General features: G+C 43.0%; 18 protein-coding genes, 1 tRNA gene and 1 pseudogene. 13 read left to right on the top strand and 7 right to left on the bottom strand.

Annotated features, from left to right (window positions below):
• Nucleotides 1–623: 623 nt before the first annotated feature.
• The 4 genes from AC5JP1_RS01160 to hemB all read left to right on the top strand — a co-directional run bounded on the left by AC5JP1_RS01160 (nt 624) and on the right by hemB (nt 8,392).
• On the top strand, nt 624–2,027 hold the full coding sequence (locus AC5JP1_RS01160) for an efflux RND transporter periplasmic adaptor subunit (RefSeq protein WP_493842804.1): 1,404 nt from the start codon (nt 624–626) through the stop codon (nt 2,025–2,027).
• Between the two features lie 35 nt (nt 2,028–2,062).
• On the top strand, nt 2,063–5,302 hold the full coding sequence (locus AC5JP1_RS01155) for an efflux RND transporter permease subunit (protein ID WP_493842803.1): 3,240 nt from the start codon (nt 2,063–2,065) through the stop codon (nt 5,300–5,302).
• The gene (locus AC5JP1_RS01150; RefSeq protein ID WP_493842802.1) at nt 5,302–7,116 is read left to right on the top strand and encodes an efflux transporter outer membrane subunit; all 1,815 of its coding nucleotides are present in this window, start codon (nt 5,302–5,304) and stop codon (nt 7,114–7,116) included. The genes AC5JP1_RS01155 and AC5JP1_RS01150 overlap by 1 nt, the downstream gene beginning before the upstream one ends.
• Before the next feature lie 268 nt (nt 7,117–7,384).
• Nucleotides 7,385–8,392, top strand: coding sequence for a porphobilinogen synthase (hemB, locus tag AC5JP1_RS01145; protein ID WP_493842801.1), 1,008 nt, complete (start codon nt 7,385–7,387; stop codon nt 8,390–8,392).
• Nucleotides 8,393–8,544: 152 nt separating this feature from the next.
• Here hemB and AC5JP1_RS01140 read toward each other — a convergent pair whose 3' ends face one another.
• Nucleotides 8,545–9,522 (bottom strand): glutathione S-transferase family protein, encoded by a 978-nt coding sequence (locus AC5JP1_RS01140; protein ID WP_493842800.1) that lies wholly within the window; start codon nt 9,520–9,522, stop codon nt 8,545–8,547.
• A 284-nt stretch (nt 9,523–9,806) separates the two neighbouring features.
• On the opposite strand from AC5JP1_RS01140, the gene AC5JP1_RS01135 reads away from it, so the two are divergent.
• Nucleotides 9,807–9,883, top strand: a tRNA-Val gene (locus AC5JP1_RS01135).
• Between the two features lie 241 nt (nt 9,884–10,124).
• Here the strand turns inward: AC5JP1_RS01135 and AC5JP1_RS01130 are convergent.
• Nucleotides 10,125–10,349 carry a helix-turn-helix domain-containing protein gene (locus AC5JP1_RS01130; protein WP_062845094.1) on the bottom strand — a complete coding sequence of 75 codons (225 nt, stop codon included), beginning with the start codon at nt 10,347–10,349 and terminating at the stop codon, nt 10,125–10,127.
• A 150-nt stretch (nt 10,350–10,499) separates the two neighbouring features.
• On the opposite strand from AC5JP1_RS01130, the gene AC5JP1_RS01125 reads away from it, so the two are divergent.
• Genes AC5JP1_RS01125 through AC5JP1_RS01110 form a run of 4 tightly spaced genes read left to right on the top strand, consistent with a single transcriptional unit; the run spans nt 10,500 to nt 12,546 of the window.
• Nucleotides 10,500–10,715 carry a hypothetical protein gene (locus tag AC5JP1_RS01125; protein WP_493842799.1) on the top strand — a complete coding sequence of 72 codons (216 nt, stop codon included), beginning with the start codon at nt 10,500–10,502 and terminating at the stop codon, nt 10,713–10,715.
• A gap of 11 nt (nt 10,716–10,726) precedes the next feature.
• Entirely contained in the window at nt 10,727–11,938 is a 1,212-nt protein-coding gene (locus AC5JP1_RS01120; protein WP_493842798.1) for an Arm DNA-binding domain-containing protein, read from the top strand.
• Nucleotides 11,925–12,215 carry a hypothetical protein gene (locus AC5JP1_RS01115; protein WP_493842797.1) on the top strand — a complete coding sequence of 97 codons (291 nt, stop codon included), beginning with the start codon at nt 11,925–11,927 and terminating at the stop codon, nt 12,213–12,215. The genes AC5JP1_RS01120 and AC5JP1_RS01115 overlap by 14 nt, the downstream gene beginning before the upstream one ends.
• A gap of 10 nt (nt 12,216–12,225) precedes the next feature.
• A complete protein-coding gene (locus AC5JP1_RS01110) occupies nt 12,226–12,546 on the top strand; it encodes a hypothetical protein (protein WP_493842796.1) in 321 nt (106 codons plus the stop codon).
• A gap of 105 nt (nt 12,547–12,651) precedes the next feature.
• On the opposite strand, the pseudogene AC5JP1_RS01105 reads toward AC5JP1_RS01110, so the two are convergent.
• A pseudogene (locus tag AC5JP1_RS01105) lies at nt 12,652–13,698 on the bottom strand (TRAP transporter substrate-binding protein).
• Between the two features lie 491 nt (nt 13,699–14,189).
• Between AC5JP1_RS01105 and AC5JP1_RS01100 the strand changes: the two are divergent.
• On the top strand, nt 14,190–15,353 hold the full coding sequence (locus tag AC5JP1_RS01100) for an iron-containing alcohol dehydrogenase (RefSeq protein ID WP_493842795.1): 1,164 nt from the start codon (nt 14,190–14,192) through the stop codon (nt 15,351–15,353).
• Between the two features lie 49 nt (nt 15,354–15,402).
• The gene (locus AC5JP1_RS01095; RefSeq protein WP_493842794.1) at nt 15,403–16,302 is read left to right on the top strand and encodes an SMP-30/gluconolactonase/LRE family protein; all 900 of its coding nucleotides are present in this window, start codon (nt 15,403–15,405) and stop codon (nt 16,300–16,302) included.
• Nucleotides 16,303–16,421: 119 nt separating this feature from the next.
• On the opposite strand, the gene AC5JP1_RS01090 is transcribed toward AC5JP1_RS01095, so the two are convergent.
• Both AC5JP1_RS01090 and AC5JP1_RS01085 read right to left on the bottom strand, forming a co-directional pair.
• On the bottom strand, nt 16,422–17,246 hold the full coding sequence (locus AC5JP1_RS01090; RefSeq protein ID WP_493842793.1) for a M48 family metallopeptidase: 825 nt from the start codon (nt 17,244–17,246) through the stop codon (nt 16,422–16,424).
• A gap of 28 nt (nt 17,247–17,274) precedes the next feature.
• The gene (locus tag AC5JP1_RS01085) at nt 17,275–20,598 is read right to left on the bottom strand and encodes a type I restriction endonuclease subunit R (RefSeq protein WP_493842792.1); all 3,324 of its coding nucleotides are present in this window, start codon (nt 20,596–20,598) and stop codon (nt 17,275–17,277) included.
• A gap of 334 nt (nt 20,599–20,932) precedes the next feature.
• Here AC5JP1_RS01085 and AC5JP1_RS01080 point away from each other — a divergent pair, with 334 nt between their 5' ends.
• Together AC5JP1_RS01080 and AC5JP1_RS01075 are read left to right on the top strand one after the other, a co-directional pair.
• On the top strand, nt 20,933–21,121 hold the full coding sequence (locus tag AC5JP1_RS01080; protein ID WP_201549479.1) for a type II toxin-antitoxin system HicA family toxin: 189 nt from the start codon (nt 20,933–20,935) through the stop codon (nt 21,119–21,121).
• A 122-nt stretch (nt 21,122–21,243) separates the two neighbouring features.
• Complete coding sequence (locus tag AC5JP1_RS01075; protein WP_201549480.1) at nt 21,244–21,663, top strand: type II toxin-antitoxin system HicB family antitoxin; 420 nt, start codon at nt 21,244–21,246, stop codon at nt 21,661–21,663.
• 104 nt (nt 21,664–21,767) lie between these two features.
• On the opposite strand, the gene AC5JP1_RS01070 is transcribed toward AC5JP1_RS01075, so the two are convergent.
• Both AC5JP1_RS01070 and AC5JP1_RS01065 read right to left on the bottom strand, forming a co-directional pair.
• Nucleotides 21,768–23,000 (bottom strand): restriction endonuclease subunit S, encoded by a 1,233-nt coding sequence (locus tag AC5JP1_RS01070; protein WP_493842791.1) that lies wholly within the window; start codon nt 22,998–23,000, stop codon nt 21,768–21,770.
• The gene (locus tag AC5JP1_RS01065) at nt 22,990–24,525 is read right to left on the bottom strand and encodes a type I restriction-modification system subunit M (protein WP_493842790.1); all 1,536 of its coding nucleotides are present in this window, start codon (nt 24,523–24,525) and stop codon (nt 22,990–22,992) included. The genes AC5JP1_RS01070 and AC5JP1_RS01065 overlap by 11 nt, the downstream gene beginning before the upstream one ends.
• Between the last annotated feature and the right edge of the window lie 49 nt (nt 24,526–24,574).

Raw genomic sequence — 24,574 nt, 5'->3', positions numbered from 1 at the left:
TCCTTGCAGTACTATAATCATGACAAGGGTTTTGATGGTTAAATGATGTTAGATAAAGATATGATGTTAGATAAAGGCATATTGACGACAGTTTTCTGAGCGGTAATTAAGGGTTGCTAAATTTTCTATTTTGAGTACAAACATGGTTTTTGGGGTCTTAAATACCCTAGTGCTCATATGGCTTTACAATTATAACAAAAAATTACATTATGTTTTGGTGTCGGGTTGTATATCAGACTATTAGCTGTTAGCTAATGTGACGCTTACTATAGCGCCATTTTGTTTATTCATAAAACGTAATATTACTACTTTTCGCCTCTGCCTCTTTTATAAATCACTTGACTGTGGGGTTACCCCAATAGTTTATAATAACCCATTAAATTTACTAGTCCACTTTGTAATCTGTCTACATTTTTGATGCCAAATCCGCCAAAACCCTACTTTATGTTTCTCACTATCAGATGTCCTACTAGTGAGTTTTCAATTAATAAGTATCATCAAAGGCTGGGTCGATAGCGATGGAATAGACTTGCAGGATTAGTAAACACTTTATATCTCATACGCCAACATTTATTGTTTAATTTTTATACTGTCATTATTTATATATATTGCCGAGGACATTGATGAAGCACTCTACTCTTGCGCTTGTAATAGCATCTGTACTATCTGGAGCTGTACTGGTCGGCTGTGACAAAAGCGACGACGCTGCTGGCGAACAAGCGGCACAACAGCAAATGCCGCCTGCGGTTGTCAACGTTCAAACCGTTACGTTCGATACCATTCCACAGGTACAGACTTTTTCTGGACGTACTGCCGCCTACCAAACTGCCGATGTTCGCCCACAGGTCAATGGGGTCATTGATGAAGTGTTGTTCCGTGAAGGAAGCAATGTCAAAAAAGGTCAGCCACTGTATCGCATTAACACCGATAACTATGCGTCGTCTGTCAGCAGTGGTCAAGCAGCCGTACAACAATCACAGGCCAACTATCAAACTGCTGTAGCAAACAATGCTAATGCAAAAGCTGAACTGGTGAGCCGCCAAGCGTCATTGGCACAAGCACAAAACGATCTACAACGCCTGCAAGGTCTTGTCAGTATCAATGCCATCTCACAGCAGCAGTATGAGCAAGCACAAACAGCGGTACGTACTGCACAAGCTGCTGTACAAAGTGCGGCGGCGGCTGTCGGACAGACCCAAGCTGGTATCGAAAGCGCAAAAGCTGGTATCCAAACTGCCCAAGCTGGTCTCGATGCAAGCACGTTGGATTTGAACCGTACTATCGTACGCGCCCCTCTTACCGGTCGTACTGATCGCTCAAGCGTGACTGCTGGTACGTTAGTGAGCGCCGGTCAAGCGGATCCTTTAGTTACGATCTCGCGCTTAGACCCTATCTATGTCGACATCAGCCAGTCTTCTTCTGAGCTACTCAAGCTGCGTCAGCAAATAGCAGACGGCTCTGCTCAAGCGGGTATGAACTCGGTTGAATTAGTACTAGAGGACGGTTCAGTCTATCCAGTACGCGGTAAGCTTGCTTTGTCTGAGGCCAAAGTTGATGAATCAACAGGCGCGGTCACTTTACGTGCAATCTTCCCGAACAGCAACAATATATTGCTACCCGGTATGTATGTCACAGCGCGTCTAACACAGAGCGTCATTACCAATGCCACTTTGGTCCCTCAGAGCGCGGTCACGCGTACGCCTAAGAGTGAGACGCAGGTGTATATTGTTGATGAAAACAACAAGATACAAGTACGTCCCGTCACTATCAATGGTACTTATGATGGTCAATGGGTTGTCACTGACGGCTTGCAAGTAGGTGACAAAGTGGTTGTGATTGGCGGTGCTAAGGTAAAACCTGAGCAAGAAGTGGTTGCTAAGCCCTTAGAGAGCGCAAATCCTGCGCCAGCTGCACAAAACGCGCCTAATGCCAAAACGCCGCAGCAAGCGGCAAAAACGATGGATAAAAAGCCAGCTAGCACTGCCGCTTCTAGTAGTGAGACATCAACAGAAGCTGCTGCTAACTAATTCCATTCAGAGACAAGAAGACTTAGGGATATACTATGTCACGTTTTTTTATTAATCGCCCTATCTTTGCTTGGGTGCTGGCTATTTTGGTCATGCTCATCGGGGTGTTATCGGTTCTCAACCTACCGATTGAACAGTATCCACGTATTGCACCACCGACGATTTCGGTCAGTGCAAGCTATCCGGGTGCTAATGCGCAAACTGTTGAAAACTCCGTAGTACAGGTTATTGAACAACGTATGAAAGGCCTAGATGGCCTCATGTACATGTCGTCATCGAGCTCATCAAATGGTAGTGCCTCAGTGACGCTAACATTTGAAAACGGTACTGATTCTGATACTGCTCAGGTGCAGGTACAGAATAAACTACAGGCTGCGATGAGCGCCCTACCTGAATCGGTACAGCGACAAGGCGTCAACGTCAATAAATCATCTAGCAGCTTTATGATGGTGCAGGCATTTATTTCTGAAGACGGCAGCATGGATCGTAGCGATATTGCCGATTATATTAACTCCAATGTCCTCGACTCGATCAGTCGTGTTGAAGGGGTTGGTGAGGTTCAGGTCTTCGGTTCTACTTATGCGATGCGTGTTTGGCTTGACCCTTCACGCCTGCGTAGCTACAACATGGTGCCATCCGATGTTGTCAGTGCGATACAAGCGCAGAACGCTCAGGTATCTGCTGGTCAGTTAGGACAAGCGCCTGCTGATGCAGACCAACAGGTCATCAATGCAACAGTGACTGTCCAAAGTTATCTACAAACGCCTGAAGAGTTCCAAAACATTCTGTTAAAAACAGACACGTCTGGTGCTCAGGTGCGTTTGGGTGACGTCGCCGATGTCGAAATCGGTAGTGAAAACTATAGTGTTTTATCGCAATATAATGGACAAGAGGCTGCAGGTCTGGGTATCTCACTTGCTGGCGGTGCCAACGCACTAGAAACTCGCGAAGCGGTCAGCGCACGTATGACTGAGCTTGAGAAAAACTTCCCAACGGGACTGGCGTCAGTTGTACCTTATGACACAACTCCATTCGTGAAGCTCTCTATCGAGCAAGTCGTACATACACTTATTGAAGCTATTGTCTTAGTATTCATCGTCATGTTCATCTTTCTACAGAACTGGCGTGCAACGATTATCCCAACACTTGCGGTACCTGTCGTTCTATTGGGTACGTTTGCGGTACTCTACGTTGCAGGCTTTAGTATCAACGTGTTGACCATGTTTGCTATGGTACTCTCCATCGGTCTACTGGTCGATGATGCGATCGTCGTCGTAGAGAACGTCGAGCGTATATTAGAAGAAGATCCTCACATCTCTATCAAAGATGCGACTACCCAGTCTATGGGTGAAATCAGCAAGATCGTTATTGGTATTGCGCTTATTTTGTCCGCAGTATTCGTACCGATGGCCTTCTTTGGCGGTTCAACTGGTGTGATCTATCGTCAGTTCTCTATCACACTGATTACGAGCATGGTGCTCTCTGCCATGGTGGCACTGATATTCACCCCTGCCCTATGTGTGACACTGCTCAAACGTGGTAAGAGCCACGACAAAAGCAGTACTGAGACGCAAAAAGGTTTCTTTGGTTGGTTCAATCGTGGCTTCTTTAAACTTAGCCGCTCTTACGAAAACTTCGTCGGTAAAAGCATTCGTTTTAAATGGCTTTATATGATTGGCTATGCCGCTATCATCGGTATCATGGCAGTTGTGTTCTTGCGTATTCCTGGCTCATTCTTACCAGAAGAAGATCAAGGTATTATGTTTACCTTGGTTCAGCTCCCTGCTGGGTCGACGCTGGATGAGACGCAAGACGTACTGGATAAAGTCAGAACCTATTATGATACCCAAGAGACTGACAATATCGAGTCTGTGTTTACCATTGCTGGTTTTAGTTTTGCAGGTCAAGGTCAAAACATGGGTCTGGCATTTGTTCGTTTGTCAGATTGGGAGGAACGCTCTGGCGATGAAAACACCGCACAGGCAGTTGCTGGTCGAGCAATGGGATATTTCTTCACTCAGTTAAATGAAGCACAAGTATTTGCCATTGTACCACCAGCCATCACTGAGCTTGGTAATGCCAGTGGTTTTGACTTGATGCTCCAAGATAGTAGTAACTTGGGACATGAGGGGCTGCTTGAAGCCCGTAATATGCTCTTAGGTATGGCCGCGCAGAATGACCAAGTCTCAGGCGTACGTCCTAATGGTCAAGAAGACTCACCGCAATTAAAAGTCAATATCAATCAAGAACAGGCCGCAGCTTATGGCTTGTCATTGAGTAGTATTAACAGTGTTATCTCTACTGCGTGGGGCTCAAGCTACGTCAACGATTTTATCGACCGTGGTCGTATTAAGCGTGTGTATGTCCAAGGTGAAGCGAGCAGCCGTACCAACCCTGATGACATCGGCAAATGGTATGTACGAAACGACATGAACGATATGATTTCGTTCGATGCCTTCTCTAATAGTGAATGGCAATCAGGCTCACCGCGTCTGACTCGCTACAACAGCCTACCGTCAATGAACATCCAAGGTAGTGCAGCACCAGGACTCAGCACTGGTGAGGCAATGAGCTCGATGGAGGCAATGATAGAACAGCTGCCTGAAGGTATCAGTTATGAGTGGACTGGTATGTCATTGGAAGAGCAGAAGTCAGGTGCACAGGCACCTATGCTGTATGCGCTTTCAATCCTAGTGGTATTCTTATGCTTGGCGGCATTGTATGAGAGCTGGTCTATTCCTGTCTCAGTCCTATTGGTCATACCACTTGGGGTCTTAGGAGCCGTAATCTTTACGTGGCTACGCGGTTTTGCCAACGATATTTACTTGCAGGTGGGTCTACTCACGGTCGTTGGTCTATCCGCCAAGAACGCTATTTTGATTATTGAATTTGCCAAAGAACACCAAGAGGAAGGCTACAGTCTAAGAGAAGCGGTCATGACAGCAGCACGTCAACGTCTGCGCCCGATTATTATGACCTCGCTTGCCTTTGGTCTCGGTGTTGTGCCATTATTCTTGGCGAGCGGTCCAGGTTCGGGCAGTCAGAATGCGATCGGTACTAGTGTTGTCGGTGGTGTGATAACTGCGACACTACTAGGTATCTTCTTTATTCCGATGTTCTATATCTGGGTGCGTAGTGCATTTCCGCATAAATATGAGAACAACAAACCAAACGATAGAGACGATGGCAACGGTACGCCTGACTCGCATACCCCAATGCCTGCTGATAACTATCAGCCTGCAGGCCAGCCTGCAAGTCTTGGAGACAACAGATAATGAGTGCTCACAACATGTTTACTACTAACTCAGTGGCGGTGGCAGCTTCTGCTACCGTGGCACAGCCAACTCTGTCGCGCTTACGTAAAAATAGCAGTCGCTTGCTCGGCCTTACCGCCTTAGCAATTAGTATGGCCGCTTGTAATACGATTCCAAAAGCTGATATGAGTCCTGTTTTGGCAGAGCCAAACCTTCCTATAGAACAAGCTTATGGTGCGTTCGATAAAGAAACGATCAGCACCCCTGAGCAAGCAAGTGTGGCAGGTCAACGCTGGCAGAACTTTTATAGCGATGAGCGTCTAAAAGGCTTAATCGCTCTAGGTCTTGATAACAACAAGAACTTTGAAAGTGCGCGCCTAGCAATTGAACGCGCGCGCGCGCAATATCAAATAACCGATATCAATAACTTACCAGCGATTAACGCAAGTGGTGGCTACTCGCGTGGCGCTCAAAACAATATCAGTAGTAGACCAGGTAGTGACTATACGGTACAACTAGGACTTGCCAGCTACGAGTTAGATTTTTGGGGCAGAATATCCAGCCTAAAAGATCAAGCGTTACAAAGCTTTTTGGCGACCACTGCTGCCACAGATGCTACCCAGATCAGTCTAATCAGTAACATTGCTCAAAGCTATGCTAATTTGAGCTACAGCTTGGCACAGCTACAACTGGCAGAAGCAACGGTGCAAAGTCGTGAGCAGTCATTGTTTATCGCCAGTAAGCGTTTTGAAGCCGGTATCGATCCTAAGCTTCCCTCACTACAGGCCAGCGCCTCACTTGAAAATGCTAAGCTCGCTGTCCTACGTGCGCAGAGTAGTATTTTGCAGTCGCGTAATGCTTTACAGTACTTAGTGGGCGGGACGATTCCAAATGAGCTTATCCCGACGCCTGCCGTTAGCAATATCACCAGCCAACAGATATTTAGTGCAGGCCTGCCAAGTGATTTGCTACGCTATCGTCCAGATGTATTGCAAGCGGAATACAACCTTAAAGCGGCTGGTGCAAATATAGCGGTAGCACGTGCAGCTTATTTCCCAACCATCAGTTTGGCCAGTAGCGTCGGTCTTCGTAGCGATAACTTGGGAGACTTGTTTGACAATAGTGGCTTTAGTTGGTCGTTTGGTCCTAATATCAGCGTGCCTGTCTTCGATGGTGGTCTTTTAGATGCAAATTATGAAGTCGCGCAAATTGAGCGTGATCAGACTCTCGCAAGCTATGAAGACTCTATTCAAACCGCCTTCCGCGAAGTGTCAGATGTACTGGCTACGCGTGCCACACTTGGCGAGCAGCTCGAATCCCAGTATCGCTTGCAAGACAATTTTGAGCAGACCTATCAGATTGCTGATGCCCGTTTTAAAGCTGGTCTTGATAACTATCTAGATGTGCTCGATGCACAGCGCTCATTGTTCTCTACTCAGCAAGGAATATTGGACTTAGAGCTACAGAAAATCATTAGTCAAGTTGAGTTATACCAAGCACTTGGTGGCGGTGCTAACTTGGATGTACCGACCGTGATTCCTGTACCGCAATACACCAATTTAGCTCAAATAGCGTCACTGCCTAGCAATACTGCAAAGGCCAAAGCTGCGGATGCCATACAAGCCGCCAGCTCAGCACGTGTAACCTCTCCTCAAGAGGCTATCGCTATTAAGCAGGCGCAAACGACAGAAACCACTACCTTTAATCCTACAGCTATCGTCGATGTCAATGATGATGGCAAAAAAGATGCCGCGGTGGGTGTGATCACAGAAGAGACTCGCTTTAACAACAATAGCGTGGAGCAAGTTCCTGTCACACAAATCGTTGAGCCTTAAATGACATACTCATAATGTGATGATGCAGCACTATCATCATATCGACAGTCGATAAGTACCATCAGCCCTACCGACTTAACGTGGTGGGGCTTTTTGCTTTTACTGACATCTTTTGGTTATAGTAGGCTCACTTTATATAAGCTCTTTTTATCTGTAGCCACTGATAAAGAACAGATTTTGATAAGCCAATTCTATAAAATACCGATTATAGTGATATTATTTTAACCATGTAACATGATAATTATTAGAACAATCATAAGGAACTATTATGAGCTACACCTTTAACCGTCAATACCCTGCTACTCGCTTACGTCGTCTGCGTTATAACGATAATGTACGCTCAATGATTCGTGAAGTGGAACTCCACCCTAAGCACTTTATTGCGCCTGTATTTGTATTAGAAGGCGAAAACCAGCGCGAAACCATCGCTAGTATGCCGGGCGTTGAACGCTTATCAATTGATTTACTAATTAACTATGCCAAAGAATTGTTAGCAGAAGGTGTGACAACCATCGATCTTTTCCCTGTGATCGATAACGCTTTGAAAACACCGGACGGTAGAGCCGCTTATGACGAAAACGCTCTGACTGCACGTACGATAAAAGCAGTCAAAGATGCTGTACCAGAAATGGTCGTCATGACTGATGTGGCATTGGACCCTTATACTTCACACGGTCAAGACGGATTGCTTGATGACAGCGGCTACGTCATCAATGATGCCACTATTGAAGTATTGGTCAAACAAGCCCTCGTACATGCGCGTGCTGGCGCTGATATCATCTCTCCGAGCGACATGATGGATGGCCGTATCAAGGCCATGCGTGATGCGTTTGAAGCTGAAGGGTTTTTTAATACCGCTATTATGGCTTACTCTGCCAAATACGCGTCTGCTTACTATGGTCCATTCCGCGATGCTGTCGGTAGTGCGGGCAACCTAAAAGGCGGGCACAAAAAACAATACCAGATGGACTTTGGTAATCGTGCAGAAGCATTGCATGAAGTGGCCATGGATATCAACGAAGGCGCGGATATGGTCATGATCAAACCAGGTCAGCCTTATCTAGACCTTATCCGTGAAGTCAAAGATACCTTTGGCGTACCGACCTTTGCCTATCAAGTCTCAGGCGAATATGCCATGCATATGGCCGCTATCCAAAATGGCTGGCTCAGTGATGCTGTGATTTTGGAGTCTTTGATTGGGTTCCGCCGTGCTGGTGCAGATGGCATTTTGACGTACTTTGCATTAGAAGCTGCCCGTCAGTTAAATAATGCGTAGTGTGAGCTGAACAGCCCTTTATAGCATAAAAGCCCCAGCTGCCTTGTAGGATCTGGGGCTTTCATATTTGTGCTCTTCTAGAACGGTACTCTTCTAGAACAGTGCTATTCTAGAGCAGATAGCCTTTGACCACCCTTATGAGTCAGATGTATTTATAGGGATTCACGATGATGCGCTGCCGTAAAATCAATAACAGGCCCAGCAGGGATAATACGCGTAGGGTTTATATTGGTATGACTGGTGTAATAATGCTGCTTAATATGTTCCATGTTGACGGTCTCAGCAACACCTGGCACCTGATACAAATCACGTAGATAACCCCAAAGGTTTGGATAATCGACGATACGATGCAAGTTGCATTTAAAATGTCCAACATAAACGGCATCAAAACGAACCAAAGTAGTAAACAGTCGCCAATCAGCCTCGGTAATGGTGTCACCTATCAGATAGCGCTGCTGGGCAAGGCGTGTCTCAAGTGTCTCTAATGCTGAAAACAGCTCATTCACCGCCTCTTCATAAGCTTCTTGAGTAGTAGAAAACCCAGCCTTGTATACTCCATTGTTAATAGCAGTGTAAACAAATGCATTGATATCATCAATTTCTTGCAATAGCTCTGCTGGTACAAAATCACCTGCTAGTGCACCAACGTCATCAAAGGCAGAGTTAAACATGCGAATGATTTCTGATGACTCATTACTCACGATCGTATTTGTTTTTTTGTCCCATAAAATGGGTATAGTGACACGGCCTGTATAGTCTGACTTTGCTTTGGTATAAAGCTCATAGGCATAGTCTGCATTAATCACTGGGTCGGCAATCACGCCTCTGCCCTCTGCAAAAGTCCAACCATTCTCACCCATATATGGATGAACCACAGATATCGGAATGATGTCTTCCAAACCTTTGAGCTTACGATAGATGAGTGTGCGGTGTGCCCAAGGACATGCCAACGACACATACAGATGATAACGATCAGTCTCAGCCTTGAATCCGCCCACCCCTGTTGGTCCTGCACTGCCATCGACCGTTACCCAGCTTCTAAAACCAGCATCTTCACGCTCAAATCGACCACCACTACCTTCTGTGTCGTACCACTTGTCCTGCCATTTACCATCGACTAATAAACCCATATCGTTGCCTTATATTTTTTGATTTGTATTAAAAAACGTTTAGTTGCGCTTAGCTATGCTATTTAGCGTTTATATTAACATCTCTGTATTGTCCTTCCTCAAATCTTCGTTGCAAGATTGGTATGGTTATAGATGTATTGCTTATCTAAGATGTTATCTGTTCCTTATGCTGAACATATAGAACCCTATAAAGGTAAAATCTCTAATATTTTGATAATAACTGCAGATAGTGATAGAAAAGGCTTGCAAAGTCTGAGAAACTTGCTAAAATGCTCAACCTAAATAGGCGTATAGCTCAGTTGGTTAGAGCGCTACCTTGACATGGTAGAGGTCGTTGGTTCGAATCCGATTACGCCTACCAGATTCGAAAAGCCCCAATCTTAAGATTGGGGCTTTTTTTTGTCCGTGAAATATGGGCTTTAGCGGAAAAGAAAAATATACGTCGATTCAAATTATCTCTTTTTTCACTTTCAGCAAACATCACCAAAAAACGTGTGTGCCCAAATTGTGCCCAAACTGTGCCCGCTCTTTATTTCGCCTTTCTTTCAGGGTAGCACTTTCGACCTCTACCCTAAATCATCTAAAGCACTCTCAAAATTAATTTACTTCTCTTTATCTAGCGACTCGTTAGGTACATAAGTAAATAAATCACCTACTTCAATATCTAGTGCCTCACAAATTTTATCCATAGTGTCAAAATCTATTCTTGAAGTCTGTTCGTTATAAATCTTGTGCATGGTCGACTTGCTAATTCCTGTCATCCTTATTAGATCTGCCACCTTCATACGTCGTTCAGCTAGTAGCACTGGTAAATTACATAAAATCATTAATAATTCCTTAATAGACTAAAAAAGTACTTGCATTGACTAACGATAGCTAGTAAAGTACTTCTATCGAATAACAAATTACTTTCATAAAGTTATTTTTTATCTCGATAAAATAACCTAGTTATTTAATTGGCTTACAAGGAATTTATTATGTCACATACCTACCTAACTACCCAAGAGCTTTCTGAGCTCATTAAATATAACCCTCGTACTATCCGTAATGAGCTTAAGGATAGTGTGCTTATCGAAGGCATTCATTATATACGCCCGTTCGGTGGTCGTAAGATTTTGTACATTTGGGAAGAGATTGAAAAAGATATGCGCACTGGCATTGCCGGTAGCATCAACGGCATGGCACTACAATAAGGAGAGATAGAATGGCTAGTATTAGAAAGCGCAAAGGAAGCAATATGCTATTTGTCGATTTTTATTATATGGGTATACGTTGTCGGGAGAGGACAAACCTGACAGACACACCAGTGAATCGCAAGAAGCTTGAGAAGGTGGCTGAGAAAATGGAAGCAGAAATCATCTTAGGACTGTTCAACTACGCTAAGTACTTTCCAAAAAGTGATAAAGCGGCACAGATGGTAGCGTTAAACGACCGCAAGGAATGCATTAGTACCGATACACCCTCTTTTGAACAGTTTGCAAAATTATGGTTTTCTGAAAAAGAAATTGAATGGCGTGATACTTACAAGCGCAAAATAAAGGAGATTATTGATATGTACTTGATTGCTAAGTTTGGGACTAAGCCCATTCATCTCATAAAAAAGACAGATGTATTAGCCTTCCGTTCATCGCTCGCCAAAGTAACGTACGGAAAAGCTAACAAACATCTGTCAGCGGCACGCATCAATTCGATAATGGTACCTTTAGGTATGATACTAAAAGAAGCAGCGAAACGCTATAAGTTTGATAATCCTTACTACGATATCAATGCGCTCAAGCAACCTAAAACGGATATCCAACCATTCACACTAAATGAGGTTTGGACGTTTATTAATGGTGTGAGAACAGACTATCGCAATTATTATCTGGTACGTTTTTTTACAGGTATGCGTACTAGTGAGATTGATGGGTTAACGTGGGAGAACATTGACTTTAATCGACGTGAGATTGTGATCAAACAAGCTTATGTTAAAGGCAAAATTGTTCCTCCTAAGACTCAAGAGTCTTACCGTGCGATTCAAATGTCACCTTGGGTCTACGATGCTCTGAAGGAACAGCAGGCCATCACTTATAAGCGATCTGATTATGTGTTTTGTGCGCATACGGGTGAGCCACTTGATTACAACAACGTGAATAAACGTGTTTGGCACCCTACTCTTAAGATTTTAGGTCTGAAGAAGCGCAATGCTTATCAGACTCGTCATACCGCAGCAACGCTATGGTTGGCTGCTGGCGAAAGTCCTGAATGGATTGCCAGTCAAATGGGGCACGCTACGACTAAGATGCTGTTTAATACTTATAGCCGTTACGTACCGAATATGACTCGGCAGGATGGTAGTGCATTTGAAGCATTAGTCAATCGCAGTCAGATTGCTCAGGTATCTACCGATAAGGGGCCTCACAATGAAAATGATTGATTACGATAAGCTGCATGCGACGTTTAAACCTAGTGGCTATGTCAGTAATGGCGCAGATAATATTGCTAACTATCTCATTTGTGAGCTCTGTATTCAGTCAGGTACTGGTTTGGCTAGGTTCCTGAGTATTGATAGCTGCTTTGATAATCATATGGCGCTGCGCACATGGGTTCAGACGCGCTTAGATGCCAATCCTGACTATGTCGTTGATGATATGTGTAGTCAGCTACAGAGTGAGCTTTACGAGCTACTACCTCAAATTGGCTATGGATACTAAGGAGGGTGTTATGAGTATGAACTTCGTCTTTGATTCAGCTCTGGAGGATAAAGCAAAGCGTCTGTGCCATGAGTATTGGTCCTATGTGTCGCCCAGTGATTATATAGCGCATTTAGAACTGCTTTGTTATGAACACAACACGGAGACTGATGTTTTATTTGCTACACTTGCAAAATGTCAGGTGTATTTAGATGACGTACACTGTGAGTACTGTGGTCGTCCCTATCAATTAGATGTCCCAGCAGATATTCCTCATGCAAGGAGATTGAACTCTTGGTTTTGTGAGGGGTGTATTAGCTTTTCTGGTGGACAGCTTGTCATAGGTAGGTAAATCTCAAAATAGTTAGAATCAGAAAAACAAAAAAGCCTCAGCTTAAAGTTGGGGCTTTTTCAGTTTAGTCAGTTCAGCCATATTTTAGCTAAAAATTTTATAAGATTACACTTTACAGGCCACACTAGCTTCTTTAGCCTTATCATAGACCCCGTAAGCATCTAGTCCTAAAGACTCTACATCATCAAGATATTTCTTTGTACCTTTTTCAAGTGGGCCTTTCCAGTCTGGGTCATTGAGTGGGTCTAAGATATCGACAATTTCGTCTCCTTGGTCGATAGCTGCTTGTAACTGCGTTTAATAAGTCTTATCCCACATAGCCCCTACTTTTTTGCTAAGCGCCATACCTGAATTGTCATCAATAACTTGTTTCAAGTCCTCTGGAAGGCCTTCATACTTATCTTTATTCATAGTTACCATTAAAGCAGAACTATAAAATGGCATATTGGTATGATACTTCGTCAACTCATTTAGTTTAAAAGTCTCCATGGCTTCCCATGGAAAGCTTAATCCATCAACGACACCACGCTGTAAAGAAGTATATATATCATTGGCAGGTAGCCCAACAGGAGAAGCTCCCATACTCTCGATGATGTCACCTGCAACTGCTGAGGGCCTACGAATACGCATACCTCTCATATCCTCAGGAGTTCCGATCAATTTGTTAGTACTGTGCAAGGTTCCAGGTCCTGTGGCAAACATAAAGAGCAAGTGTGAATCTTCATACTCGTTAGCAATCGTACCATTGTCATATAAGGTTTGCAGCATACAGCCTGTTTGTGTTGATGAGTTAGATAACCCTGGAAGCTCTGCAATCTGAGATAGTGGGAATCGACCACTTGTATAACCTTGTACTTGTGAGCCAATATCAATGGTTCCTTTTACAGCAGACTCATAAGCTGTATCCGCTTTACTAATAGTGGCCGAAGGATATACCTCAACTTGAAGACGCCCGCCCGAATCAGATTCGACTTTCTTTGCCCAAGGTTCAAAAATTTCTTTATTAATATCAGATGTTGCAGGATAGAAATGTGAGAAACGTAAAACAATGGCTTCTTCTGAGGAAGTCGTACCATTACTGGATTGGTTTGAACAACCTAAAAGGCTCATCGCGGCTAGCACACTTATCGAAAAAATGGGTGCTAATTTAATTATCAATTCCTTTTGATAGTAGTCATAAGTTCATTAATTTAATTTATGTTTGTATAATATTTGACAGGTAAGTTAGATACGCCATTAGCAGTAGTTATAGATAACTAGGTCAATATATACTTAACGTATGCCTAAACATTCATCTGAAATTAGCAACTAAAATGATATCTGTCAAATCATTTAATGACTATTCTCTAACGTTTGTGATAATGTAATACCTTACAAACATCGGCTAGTTGAGTATGCTAAGAAATGCAGATATTGCTTGCTTTTCTGGTACCTAGAATTTTTTAATACGTTTTTTTTGCAGCTCACTGCACACTGCTCTTGTAAAAAATGTATTGAAAGTAAACATGTTAATAAGATAAGTAGTTACCTAATACTCTTGAAAAGCATTGACGCCTTATAAGAGTCTAATCGATATAAAAGCACTCTTATTTTTGCATCGTTTTATCTCAACAAGTGAGTATATATATACAAGGAAGAACAGAATGACAGGGATTGAATTTTATACTAACGGTCATATTGTCAGCGAAGCTGACAGCATGCGCCAAAAGCTAGGGGTCTTAGCGAAACAATATTCTGCAACATCAGCCATCATTATTACAGATGCTGGAATCTCCGAATTAGGCTATGTCGATATCGCCCAGCAATCCTTAAAGGAAGCCGGTGTTGATGTCGTTGTGTTCGATAGTGTCGTTGCAGACCCGCCCATTGAAATTGTTGAAAGCGCTATTGAGCGTGCAAGAGACAATCAATGTGATTTGATCATTGGCTTAGGTGGCGGCAGCTCTATTGATACAGCAAAGATTGTCGCCTTGTATCCGAACGACTTCCAGTCCGTTAATGATATTTTGGATAAAGATATTAGCGGTTTCAAAAAACTGCCGCTATTTGCCATACCGACTACTGCTGGTACAGGCGCAGAGTCTACCTTTGTCTCCGTGATTACCGCAAAAGATGGCGGTAAAAAGGCTATTTATACTCCTAAAATCCTACCTGATGTCGCCATCTTAGATGCAACACTGACACTAAAATTACCCCGTCATATCACTGCAGCAACCGCGCTTGATGCCATGGTGCATTGTATTGAAGCCTATACCAGTCGCACTAAAAAGAATCCTATTTCAGATGCACTAGCCCTAAAAGGCTTACTGATGCTTTGGAATAATTTTGAAAAAGTGTTAAACCAAGGTGACGATATTGATGCTCGTGCCGATATGCTGTTAGGTTCTACGTTAGCAGGCATCGCCTTCGTCAATGCCTCTGTAGCCGCTGTTCACGGGCTCTCCTACCCTCTTAGTATTAACTTCCACATTCCACATGGACATGCTAATGCACTCGTCATGTGCGGTGTTTTTACATTTAACTTATCAGAAGCTGCTCCTCTATACGCAGAGCTTGCTCGTGCTGTCATGCCTACTCAAACAGCTGGAATGACAGATTTAGACGCAGCGACTTCATTTATTAGTCAACTAAAAATGTTTTTGGAAAACAGTGGTCTTAAATACCGTTTAAGTGAACTGGATATTACAAAGAACGATATTCCTGCTCTAGCTGACATAGTTATCAATACCTATGCACGACTAATCGCGACCAATCCCAAAGATATGAATTTAGAGGAAGTCACTGCAATATATGAAGAAATAGCATGATAAGAAATATTGTTTAAATAATTTTGTCTATCAATCAAGGAAGATGATTATGTCGAAATATGAATTAGAAGTTGCCGTTGATGGCTTTCACTATCTAGAAGGGCCTCGCTGGTATCAAAATGCGCTATGGTTTGTCGATTTCTATACTCAAGGCGTTTATCGAGTTAATGATGAAGGAGTAGCAGAGAAAATCATTCATGTTGAACAGCAACCTTCCGGTTTAGGATGGTTGCCTGATGGGCGTTTGCTGGTTGTATCGATGAAAGACCGCAAAGTCTTGCGACTAGAAAATGATGGTAACTTGGTCGTTCACGCCGATATCTGGGAGCATTGCGATGGTCATGCCAATGACATGGTAGTTTCAGCCAATGGTAATGCTTATGTCGGTAACTTTGGTTTTGATTTAATGGGTGGCGCTGACCATGAAAACACAGGGCTTGTATTGGTTAAGCCTGATGGCAGCTCACAGGTTGTTGCTGAAGGATTAGCATTTCCAAATGGTATGGTTATCTCTGCAGACCAGAAAACATTGATCGTTAACGAGCTATTTGGCAACAAAGTTACGCAGTTTGATATCAAAGAAGATGGTAGCCTCGGAGACAAGCGTGATTTTGCTAATTTTGGAGAATTAGGTGATGAGCCAAATCTGGGTCTACGTATAGAAAATGCCAGCATATTACCTGATGGTTTGGCCTTGGATGCCGAGGGTGCTGTGTGGATCGCAGATACCATAAACCAGCGAGCGGTACGCATAGCAGAGGGTGGTGAAATTTTAGAAACTATCGATACTGCACCTGATGGTATCTTTGCGGTTACTCTTGGTGGACATGATGGTAAGACATTATTTATGTGCGCGGCGCCAGACTGGGATGAGGCCTCTCGCAAGGCAGAAACCAAAGGACGTATGTTAGCTGTGCAAGTGAAAGTGGGGCATGCAGGTACGCCATAGTTAAAAAGTTTCTCAGAACTGAACTTAAAATAACCCGCCTGATGCGGGTTGTTTTAGTTGATAGCTAGCTACTTTTTTGAAGGTGTTTTTTTTGCTAATTATGATAAAGGTGTTATGATTCACTCATTCAGATAAAGCTCAGCCATACCATCAAGCCTAGCTTTCACTTCTTTCCAGTTTGGCATTACCTGCGTTAATAAGCGCCAAAAGTGCTCACTATGATTATGCTCAGCAATATGACACAGCTCATGTAATATTACATAATCAATGCATTCTTTAGGTGCTTTTACTAAGTGCGGATTAAGTATTAGATTGCCTTTAGTAGAGCAGCTACCCCATTGCTTCTTCATAACTAACAGTCTGAAAGCTGGCGTATCAGTTACCCACGCTGCTTTAGGTAATACCACCTCCAGGCGTTCTATAAAGATAAGCTTGGCTTTATTCTTATACCATTCATCAATTAGGCTTTTGACGATAGCAGTTCGTTCTTCAATACTTAGCTTAGAATCACTTTGAGACAATTCTACGTTCAGATTACCACGACTGAGCTTCACAGTGCTGTTTGTTACGTTGGCAGTTTCTGCATCGGCTATCACTTTTAACACGTAGCGACGACCGAGATAAAACTGAGTTTCGCCACTGACATAACGCTTAGGTAATACATGATCTTGTTGCTTGGCAAAGTCCTGTAGGCTTTGCCATATCCAGCGAGCACGTTTCATGAGTGCATCGTGTATCACCTCATCGGTAGCATCGTTAGGTGCGGTGGCGACCACACGCTGATCAGGATGCACTTTGATAACTACTTTTCGAGGTTTGGTCTTTTTAGCAATCAGCTTGTCGCTTTCAGTCTGGTTTATCTTTTCTTTATAAGTTACTTCTTTACGCACGACTTCATAATCAATCTTATCTTGACCATAATAAAATACGCCATTCTCAGTCATTGCCTATTACCCTCTTGCTACTCTTATGCTACTTGTCTCTTGAAAGTCCAAGACGGGTAATCTTTAGCACTTCCTCAATGAGCTGTTGCGCTTTATCGATACCCAAATCCATAAATAACATCGGCAGCAATTTGACACTAATAGCATTTTCAATTTCTGCTGGGTTAATAGAATACTCAGCCACTGCTGTCTTAACGATCTTATCAATCTCAAAGGCGTAAGCGACTAGCTTGTCGTTATCTAACTCTTTATCTATCAAGAAATCAGTATCAAATAAGTGCTTAAACAGACCAAAATACGCCTGAGCATGTTTGTTTAATTTACCACTATCATCGACAAACGCATTTGGTACATCAGCGACATCACGGTCTTTGACGGCTTGCTCAAAGTCAGCAAACATCATGTACTGCTTTACGGGCGCATCGAACATGGCTTTAGCATCAGCAATTGCTTGCTTAAGTAATTTTGAAAAATACTCTTGGGCATAAGGGTCATCAGCCAAATCCTGCTCAATCATCTTAGTAACACGACCAGTGATTTTATCGGTTTGGTTACGGGCTTCATCATCGCTTAATTCTTCAGGCTTAACATCCTTACCTAAGTTACCAACCAAATAAGCACCTTTTGCCTCACGAACCTCAAGTCCAGCGATGTGCTTATCAAGTAAGCTGCGAATGTCCGCTTCATACTCATCGTAATCGATGGTTTCATCAGCATCCTCGCGCACTTGCTTACGTAGATTAACAAAGGCTTTTAGATCGGCTTTGTAGCGATCACGTTTGTTATCGAATGATTTGTCTTCAAAGAAAGACGCCGATTGCAGCGCAATTTTCATAGCGTTAGAAAATGTGGTTAAAGCTGCATAAAAGTCGTCACGCTCTTTAAGCTTAGTATCGACTACCCTGCCCTCTATTTCCTGCATCTTTGGCGCAAGCACTTGTCTTAACGCTTGCCCATCCTGTTTATTCTTCACTGATGAGAATATCGCCCACAGCTCGCTATGCAGTCTGGGTAGCTGCTTATACTCGGTATCCATCGCGTTATACAGACCCTTAAGATCTTTGATATCAAAGCCACCTTGCGTACGTTCTGCTAAGTCTTGATATTTCTCAATGGTAACATCCAGCTCTTTTAAAATGCCACGATAATCAATCAGATAACCAAAGCGTTTCTTCTCGTGCAAGCGGTTTACCCGTGCAATCGCCTGAATCAGGTTGTGCTGCTTTAAGGGCTTATCGATATACAGTACGGTGTTTTTTGGCTCATCAAAGCCCGTTAGTAGCTTATCGACAACGATCATAATGTCAGGACCATCATCCTGACTAAAAGCTTCTATGATAGCTTTGGTATAAGCCTTTTCATCACCGCCATACTCTTTGGCAACATTGGCTTGCCACCAATTCTGAACGATGTCTTTTGATTCACCATCAACAGTGTCATGCCCCTCACGAGTATCAGGTGGCGACATGGCAACCACTGAGGTCACTTTGCCAATCTTATCTAATGCCATCTTATAGCGGATAGCTGAGGCTTTAGAGTCACAAGCCAACTGGCCTTTTAAATGCTGCTGTTTAAAGTTTTGGAAGTGATCAGAGATGTCATGAGCGATCAGCTCAATACGACCTTCAACCTGATAGATTTGACCTTTTTGGGAGAACTTACGTTTGAGGTCAGTCTTTTGATCATCGGTGAGCTTTTGGGTAATACGGTCAAACCAGCTATCGATGGCTTGGTCATTGGTATTCAGCTCAGGGATACGCTCTTCGTATAACAGTGGCGTGACCGTTTTATCTTTGACCGCTTGCTGCATGGTATAAGAGTGAATGATGCTACCGAATTTGTTTTCGGTCTTATCATCCTTAAGCAATGGCGTACCCGTAAAGGCAATAAAAGCAGCGTTTGGCAGGGCTTGCGCCATACGGATATTATTCTCACCATTTTGGCTACGGTGACCTTCATCGACCATAACGATGATGTTTGGGCTGTCGTTATAGCACTCATCGTATTTAACGGCCGAGCCAAACTTATTAATAATAGAGAAGATAACACGCTCGTTACCGTGACCGATTTGCTCAGCTAGACGGCGACCAGAGATTGCCATGGCATCGGATTTATCGCGATCGGATAATACGCCACCAGAAGCAAAGGTTTGACTAAGCTGAGTTTCAAGATCGACACGGTCGGTGACAACAATAACGCGGCACTTCGCTAGCTCCTCTAACCAAATAAGCGCTTTAGAGAAAAAAACCATCGTAAAGGACTTACCACTACCTGTAGTATGCCAAATGACACCGCCCTCACGACTGCCCTTTTCATCGAAACTACTGATACGTTCAATCAAAGCTTTGATACCAAAGACTTGCTGATAACGAGCAACAATTTTGCCAGCCTTTTTGTCAAACAAGGTAAACATGCGCGTCATCTCAAGTAGACGCTGGGGCTGCAAAAGACTGATGATTAAGCGGTCTTGGTCAGTGACAACTAGATCACCGCCATCAACTAATGACTGATATTCCTCGTTGATAGAGGTAGGACGATCACCAAACAAATTCTCAATTTGCTTAGGACTGAGTGCTTGGTTTTTTAGACAGGCAAACTCAGGCTCAGAGATTTCTTCTTCGACCCATTTTGCCCAAAACTTCTCAGGCGTACCGCAGGTGGCATACAGACCATCATTACCATTGACCGCCAGTAATAGCTGGCTATAGGCAAATAGATGCGGGATTTCTTTCGGCTTTTGATTGCGAATATGCTGGGACACCGCTTGGGCATTGGTAGATTGCCACTCTCTACTGGAGTCAGGGCGTTTGGCTTCGATCACTGCCAGCGGTAGACCATTCACAAAGCAGACGATATCAGGTCTACGACTACTCGCACCCTCACTATTGAGTACTACCAGCTCTTCGGTAACGTGAAAGCTATTATTGTCGATGTTATTCCAATCTATCAGAGCGATAGTCTGTGAGGTTTTTTTACCATCGATAAACTCAGTCACGGTCACGCCGTATAGTATAGCATTATATAGTGCCTCGTTTGCTGCCTGTAAGCCTAAGTTCATCGCTGGGGTGAGCGTGTGCATGACCTTATCAATGGCACTATCTGATAAAGGATGCGGCTTGCCTTCAAACGTAAAGGTTTGCTTTGCTAAAAACGCACGCATGATGGGCAATAATACCACTTGATCAGTGGCCTTATTCGAAACCACTTTTGAGCGCATGGCACTGCATTGACTTGGCGAAATAAACTCATAGCCCAATGTAGTAAGCAAGGTTAAGGCAGGAATTTTTGAGCTGAATTCTTCGGCAAAGTTGATACTTGCACTGGCGCTAATATTAGAGATTGGATTAGTCATATCTGCCTACTTTAGACATAGCGTTTGTTTGATTGCTTGTTTGGTTTTATCGATTGTAGCCCAAATCGCTACTAAAGGCGCCATAAAAAAGACAACAAAAAACCGCCAAGGTTGCGCGTGGCTCAAAGGGCACTAAGCGTGGTAGTTATGTTGGATATAAAAAAGCTTGCTGGCTATTAGCTACAATCAGAACATAATTACACTTAAAAAAGCTAAAGAATCTAAAAATCATCCGTGTGTATTATTACACACACAATCATTGCCAAATCAATATTTGTGTGTAATAATACACACAAGTCAAGTTGGCTTATTGAGTTAATTTCTCGGAGGACTTATGAAAAGTTCGACACTCATTAAACTACTTGAGGAAGATGGTTGGAAAGTTATTAGGAAAAAGGGTACAAGTCATCATATTTTAAAGAAGGAGGGCATTGATAAAATAATTTCAATTAGTCACCCTGAAAAAGATGTGTCTCGACTCCAATTGACTAAAGCTAGACGGATTTCCGGCTTGAAACTTTGAGCGTTTACCAATCTCCATTTGGAGGTTGGTTTTTCTCAAATTCCAAAGGAGTAATTATCTATAAGCATAGATAGAAAATTTTAATTCAAATTAAGGAAGTTAACTAAAAGAGAGGTGTTAATATGCTTCATTATCCTATTGCCATCTTTAAAGATGAAGATATGGAAAACTATGCAGCTATTGTGCCAGATGTCGATGGCTGTTTCCCGCTTGGAGATACCATAGCAAAGACTATTGAAGATGCCGAAGATTTAATTTTCGAGCATATCGAATTCATGATAGAAGAAGGTATGAGTTTTGATTTCAATACAAGTGAGATTGAAAGTTTAAAAAACGAACCAGACTATAGTGATGCCTTGGCTTGGGCAATAATTAGTATTGATGATACTAAGCTTTCCACTAAGCAAGTGCGCTTTAATGTAAGCTGGCCTGATTATTTACTAAGAAAAGTGGATGACTATGCAGAAAAAAATCATGAAACACGTTCAGGGTTATTGGCTAAAGCAATTCAGAAAGAAATAAACACAACGTTAACAACGTAATCATGAAATGATATAGTGAATGAAAAAATTTCTAGTGTTACTTAAAACCTCACCTAATATCAATTAGGTGAGGTTTTTACATAAAAATAGTGCATGAATAAATTCTATATACTTCTATCAACCACCACCCGCTTCTTACCCGTCAACAAAACCTGCATCAACGCCTTTTTCTCTTGCTGCAAATCAGCCAGCTGCTGCTCAAGTAACTCAATTTCTTTATTGGCATTAGTTAACACAGTGGCGATTTTTTGTTGTTCTGGATAAGTAGGAAACTTAAACTTGAGTGCCATAAAGTCGGATGGCTTTACATTAAGCAGTCCGTGAGCACGACCACCCTCAGCTGCAACCTTTGTCAAACCTCTATTTAGCAAACCAGAATCAAAGTACTGCTCAAGAAAATCAGTATCAGTTTTCGAATGATCTTTAATTTCAAAACAAATATAAAGCGTGGTAACTACTCCGTCTTCATATCTGTTCAAACGCTTAATAGCTCCCATCGGATACCCATTTGAGTAGCTTTTATTATAGGCAAACTGCCCTTTTCTAAGAACGTAATAGTTGTCCAATATTTCTGAAGCAACGCTCTTTTTAAAAAATTCTTCTTGTCTTATTAATCCTTGTTGAGCTGATATGGTCACAACGTTTGTACTTTGACCATTATTTTTTTCCATGACTCGGCTACAGATATCTCCTAATTCAATTTCCTCCCACTCACCCTCAAACCGCTGACCTGACTCGTCAAGCAAACGCTTTTTACCCGTCAGCAATTGCTGCATCAACGCTTTTTTCTGCTGGATACTATTCTCAATCAAACGCTCAGTCGTGCTAATCGCTTTATCCCAAGTCGATAGGATTTTGGCGATTTTTTGTTGTTCTGGGAGTGGTGGAATCGGAACTTGAATTTCTTTAACAATTCCGCCGCTTAGATTTTGCTGACCACCACTATTGGCTAGCTCTCTGATATTTTCATATTGGCTAGTCAAATATTGATAATAATAATCTACGTTAAATCCTGCATTCAACTGTAACGCAGCACATGCTTGATTTGTAGAAGCTTCAATCCCAAGCTTGGCTACTTGACCACGAGTTTTTCCTTGACCATACATAGCCATTAAAATAGTATCTTTCGGATATAATTTTGCTGATGATTTTTGAAGACCTTCTTCAGTAATTTTTTGCTCAGTATCAGTAATCACATTGAACTTGACTTCAGCAGTAGTTACCCAAGGAATAGTGCCATTAACCCAGTAAGAATCTTTTTTTCTGCTAGGAGTACCACCCGAAGAAACTTGTGCTATGTCCTCTATAACGCCTGACTCCCAACCATTAGGCATCATAACCCAACTCCTTTAAAAACCCTGCCATTTCTGCTTCTAGCGCATCGAGTTCAGCCTTTAACTCAAGACGCTCAGTACGCACCGCCTCCAGATCAATCTCCGCCTCTTCCTCAAAAGTATCGACATATCTTGGAATATTTAAGTTAAAGTCGTTTTCTTTAATTTCATCAAAGCTCGCTAGATACGCATATTTATCAACGCTTTCCCGCGCTTTATAAGTCTCAATGACTTTAGCGATATTGCTATCGGTGAGCTGGTTTTGGTTTTTGCCTGATTTAAACTCATTACTGGCATCAATAAACAGTACCGTGTCATCGGTCTTATTCTTTTTAAACAGCAGAATAGCGGCTGGAATACCCGTACCAAAAAACAGCTTTTCAGGCAGACCAATCACCGTATCGAGCAGGTTTTCTTCGATCAGTTGCTGACGGATTTTGCCTTCACTAGACGCACGGAACAGCACGCCATGCGGTACGACCACACCCATGCGACCAGTAGCAGGCTTAAGCGTTTCGATCATATGACTGATAAAGGCATAGTCGCCCTTGGTCTTAGGCGGTACACCGCGATGAAAGCGACCATAGGGATCGCTACTGGCATCCTCATGGCCCCATTTATCCAATGAAAATGGCGGGTTGGCGGTCACCACATCGAACTGTAATAAGTGCTTGCCGTCCTTATCGAGTAGCAGCGGATTACGGATGGTATCGCCCCACTCGATACGGTGGTTGTCCTCACCGTGGAGGAACATATTCATCTTGGCCAGTGCCCATGTCGAGCCAATGGCTTCTTGACCGTATAGCGCATACTTCTTAGAATTTGAGTTTTTGCGTACCATCGCCCCACATTTAATGAGGAGCGACCCTGAACCACAGGCTGGATCACAGATTTCATCGCCTTCGACAGGCTCAAGGATAGTCGCTAACAAATTCGATACTTCAGGCGGTGTATAGAACTCACCAGCTGTCGCGCCACTACTCGCAGCAAAATGCTTGATTAAGTACTCATACGCATTACCAATCACGTCCAAACTACCGACACGCTCAGCGGAGAGGTTCAGAATATCTTTGCCAAAATCTTCTAACAGATGGCGTAATAGCTCGTTCTTTTGCTTTTCTTGACCGAGTTTATCGGTATTAAAGCTAATATCTTGGAAGACGTTTTTGAGCTTGGTACCGTTGGCTTCTTCAATGGCATGTAGCGCCTCATCGATGCGCTGACCATTACCCGGCTGATGGCGCTGCTCGTACAAGTCCCAAAAGCTTGCGCCTTCAGGCAACACAAAACGCTGCTTGGACATCATGGCATGTATCAGTTCGGGGTTGTCGCCGAACTGTTCGACCAGCTTGTTGTACTCATCGCGATAGACGTCAGACAAGTACTTGAGAAACAGCATGGTTAAGATAAAGTCTTTATACGTATCGGCGCTGATGACCCCACGAAAAGTATCGCAGGCGTTCCAGACGGCTTTATTGATATCGTCTTGATTGATTTTGCTAATATTATTAGTGGTACTGGCAGGCATTGGTTATTCCTTAACGCGCTGGAAAATTGCTGGTTGTTATAGTGAGTCT

Source organism: Psychrobacter sp. H29, assembly GCF_059073055.1.
The sequence above is the reverse complement of the archived record's forward strand: the minus strand, read 5'-3'. Positions and strand labels throughout refer to the sequence as shown.